Source organism: Oscillibacter sp. KLE 1745, assembly GCF_000469445.2.
In the GTDB taxonomy this organism is placed as follows: domain Bacteria; phylum Bacillota; class Clostridia; order Oscillospirales; family Oscillospiraceae; genus Oscillibacter; species Oscillibacter welbionis.
Genome location: NZ_KI271684.1, coordinates 4,049 through 7,428 on the forward strand (window position 1 = coordinate 4,049; position 3,380 = coordinate 7,428).

At 59.6% G+C, this 3,380-nt stretch carries 5 protein-coding genes; all 5 read left to right on the top strand.

From position 1 onward, the window contains the following. Positions 1 to 189 (top strand): hypothetical protein (locus HMPREF1546_RS19375; RefSeq protein ID WP_207643776.1); only part of this gene is annotated, 189 nt, incomplete at its 5' end. Next, a complete protein-coding gene (locus tag HMPREF1546_RS02980) occupies positions 173 to 1,342 on the top strand; it encodes a MalY/PatB family protein (protein WP_021748274.1) in 1,170 nt (389 codons plus the stop codon). The genes HMPREF1546_RS19375 and HMPREF1546_RS02980, both read left to right, overlap by 17 nt. Before the next feature lie 46 nt (positions 1,343 to 1,388). Further along, positions 1,389 to 2,648 carry a dicarboxylate/amino acid:cation symporter gene (locus HMPREF1546_RS02985; protein WP_021748273.1) on the top strand — a complete coding sequence of 420 codons (1,260 nt, stop codon included), beginning with the start codon at positions 1,389 to 1,391 and terminating at the stop codon, positions 2,646 to 2,648. Positions 2,649 to 2,708: 60 nt separating this feature from the next. Beyond that, positions 2,709 to 3,077 carry a RidA family protein gene (locus HMPREF1546_RS02990; RefSeq protein ID WP_021748272.1) on the top strand — a complete coding sequence of 123 codons (369 nt, stop codon included), beginning with the start codon at positions 2,709 to 2,711 and terminating at the stop codon, positions 3,075 to 3,077. 12 nt (positions 3,078 to 3,089) lie between these two features. Continuing rightward, positions 3,090 to 3,341 (top strand): hypothetical protein, encoded by a 252-nt coding sequence (locus tag HMPREF1546_RS02995; protein ID WP_021748271.1) that lies wholly within the window; start codon positions 3,090 to 3,092, stop codon positions 3,339 to 3,341. Positions 3,342 to 3,380: the final 39 nt, after the last annotated feature.

Genomic DNA, 3,380 nt, shown 5'->3' on the forward strand with positions numbered 1-3,380 from the left:
GGTTTGGCTTATCTGCCAAACCCGCCCGGAGATTTTTGGTTAGAATTTCCGATTGTCTCCTCTGTTTTAAATTCTTTTTCCGTTTCCTCGGTAATTCCCGCTTTTTTGGCATATATTTTGCTGTATAACAAAGCATCAGCGCACAAGAACGCCGCAGAAAGGATGGATACCAATGACCTACCAGTTTGACGCGGTGGTGGACCGCTCCGGGAACCACTCCGCCAAGTATGACGAGCGGAAGAAGAAATTCGGCACAGAGGACGTGATCCCCCTGTGGATCGCGGACATGGACTTCAAGACCGCCCAGCCCATCATCGACGCCCTGAAGGCCCGGGCCGAGGAGGGCATCTGGGGCTATACCGCCCGGCCGGACAGCTATTTTGAGGCCATTCGGGGCTGGCAGAAGCGCCGCAACGGCTGGGACATCGACCAGTCCCTCATGAGCTTCAGCCTGGGCGTGGTGCAGACCCTGTCCGCCTGCGTGAAGCTGTTCACCCCGGAGGGTGGCAGCGTCCTGATTCAGACGCCGGTGTACTCCGAGTTCTATGATATGACCGAGGCATGGAACCGCAAGGTTCTGGAGAATCAGTTCGTGGAGAAGGACGGCAAGTGGACCGTTGACTGGGCAGACTTTGAGGAGAAACTGAAGCAGGCGGACCTGTTCCTGCTGTGCTCCCCCCACAACCCCCTGGGCCATGTCTGGACGGAAGAGGAGCTGCGCCGGATGATGGAACTGTGCCTGAAGCATCACGTGCTGGTGGTCTCCGACGAGATCCACTCCGACCTGATCTTCCACGGCAAAAAGCACATCCCCACTGCCACCCTGTCCCCCGAGATCGCCGCCAACGTCATCACCGGCATCTCTGGCACCAAGACCTTCAACCTGGCCGGCCTGCAGGCCAGCACAGTGGTGTTCCCCAACGCGCACAAAAAGGAGGTCTTTGACAAGTTCTGGATGAACATGGATATCCACCGGAACAACGCCTTCTCCCTCACCGCCATGGAGGCGGCCTTCAACCAGGGCGATGAGTGGCTGGACCAGCTGCTTCCCTATCTCTCCGCCAACTTTGACTATGTGGTGGACTACTGTGAAAAGCGCATCCCTAAGATCAAGACCTATGCCCCCGACGCCACCTATCTGATGTGGCTGGACTGCCGGGAGCTGGGCATGGGCAATGAGGCGCTCCACGACTTCATGATCCGGAAGGCCAAGCTGGGCCTCAACGACGGCTGCTCCTTCGGCCGGAGCCTCAATGGCTTCATGCGCCTGAACGCCGCCTGCCCCCGCGCCACTTTGGAACAGGCCATGCGCCAGCTGGAGGCCGCTGTCAACAGCCTGTAATCCCCAGCAAGAGCGCGCAGAGAAATAAGGGAAAAGGAGAAAGAACATGGCAACCATTCAAAAGAAGAGCTTCTGGCAGCAGTACGGAGGCCTGATTCTGATTCTGGGCGGCATCGCCATCGGCGCCCTGATCGGCGCTTTCGCGCCCTCTGTGGGTACCACCATCAAGCCCATCGGCGATATCTTCCTGAATCTGCTGTTCACCATTGTGGTTCCTCTGGTGTTTGTGTCCATCGCCTCCGCAGTGGGCAGCATGGCCAACATGAAGCGCCTGGGCCGGATCCTGGGTTCCACCGTCGGCACCTTCATCTTCACCGGCCTGATCGCAGCGGCCTGCGTGCTGACCTGGGTCAACCTGTTCAGCCCCTCCGCAGGCGCCTCCATCCAGCTGACCACCGGCGAGGTAGGCGAGGCCCAGAGCGCAGGCGAGCTGCTGGTCAGTTCCCTGACTGTGTCCGATTTCTCCGACCTGTGGGATAAGTCCAACATGCTGCCCCTAATCATTTTCGCCATCATCTTCGGCTTCTGCGTGTCCGCCTGCGGCGGCGACGAGAGCCCTATGGGCAAGCTGCTGAACAACCTGAATGACATCATCATGAAGTTCGTGGGCGTCATCATGTTCATCGCTCCCATCGGCTTGGGCGCCTACTTTGCCAACCTGGTTGCCACCTATGGTCCAGAGATCGTGGGTGACTACGGCCGGTCCATGCTGGTCTACTATCCCCTGTGCCTGCTCTATGCGGTGATCTTCTTCCCGCTATATGCCTTCCTGGCCGGCGGCAAGCTGGGCGTCCGGATGATGATCCAGAACATCTTCCCGCCTGCCATCACAGCCTTTGCCACCCAGTCCTCCGCCGCCACCATTCCGGTCAACAAGGAGGCCTGTGACAACATCGGCGTGCCCAAGGACGTCAGCGACCTGGTGCTGCCCATGGGCTGCACCATGCACATGGACGGCTCCGTCCTCAGTTCCATCGTGAAGATCGCCTTCCTGTACGGCGTCTTCGGCAAGGACTTCGTCGGCGCGGAGACCTATGCCATGGCCATCGTTGTGGCCATTCTCTCCGCCTTTGTGCTCTCCGGCGCTCCCGGCGGCGGCCTGGTGGGCGAGATGCTGATTGTCAGCATGTTCAACTTCCCCGCCGAGGCATTCCCCATCATCGCCACCCTGGGCTTCATCTTCGACCCTGCCGCCACCTGCCTGAACTCCTCCGGCGACACCATCGCCTCCATGATCGTCACCCGTCTGGTGGAGGGCAAGGACTGGCTCGTGAAGGCTGTGGCCGCCAAGAAGGAGACCGCCTGATTCCATCGCTTTCCAGATTGATTTTATCAGCTATCCAATTTTAGAAAAGGAGTTTTTCACATGAACGTCATTGAAACCAAGAATGCCCCCGGCGCCATCGGCCCCTATTCCCAGGGCTACGCCTTTGGAGATCTGGTCATCACCTCCGGTCAGATCCCGGTGGACCCCGCCACGGGCACTACCCCCGAAGGTATCTCCGCCCAGGCGGAGCAGAGCTGCAAAAACGTGGGCGCCATCTTGGAGGCTGCCGGTTCCGGCTTTGACAAAGTTGTCAAGACCACCTGCTTCCTGGCGGATATGGGCGACTTCGCCGCCTTCAACGAGGTGTACGCCAGGTATTTCACCTCCAAGCCCGCCCGCAGCTGCGTGGCCGTGCGGGAGCTGCCCAAGGGCGTGCTCTGCGAGATCGAAGCCATCGCGCTGAAGTAACGGAGGTATCAGATGAAAGTCACTGTCATTGGAAGCCACCTGTGCCCCGACACCCTGTACGCCCTGAACCGCCTGTCCGAGGTCAAGGCGGAGATCGAGTTCAAGAATCTCTCCGCCAGCCTGCCGGACCTGAAGGCCTATCTGGCCCTGCGGGACAGCGATCCCCACTATGAGGCCGTCAAGAAAAACGGCGGCATCGGCATCCCCGCCTTTGTCCTGGAGGACGGCACCGTCACGCTGGATCTCGGGGACGTGCTGAAATAAAGCGATCACAAAGCCCGGCGGGGGACCTGAAAGGTCCCA

Coding starts and splice junctions, on each gene's coding strand:
- HMPREF1546_RS02980 (WP_021748274.1), top strand. CDS start 173: ATGACCTACCAGTTTGACGCGGTGGTGGACCGCTCCGGGAACCACTCC.
- HMPREF1546_RS02985 (WP_021748273.1), top strand. CDS start 1,389: ATGGCAACCATTCAAAAGAAGAGCTTCTGGCAGCAGTACGGAGGCCTG.
- HMPREF1546_RS02990 (WP_021748272.1), top strand. CDS start 2,709: ATGAACGTCATTGAAACCAAGAATGCCCCCGGCGCCATCGGCCCCTAT.
- HMPREF1546_RS02995 (WP_021748271.1), top strand. CDS start 3,090: ATGAAAGTCACTGTCATTGGAAGCCACCTGTGCCCCGACACCCTGTAC.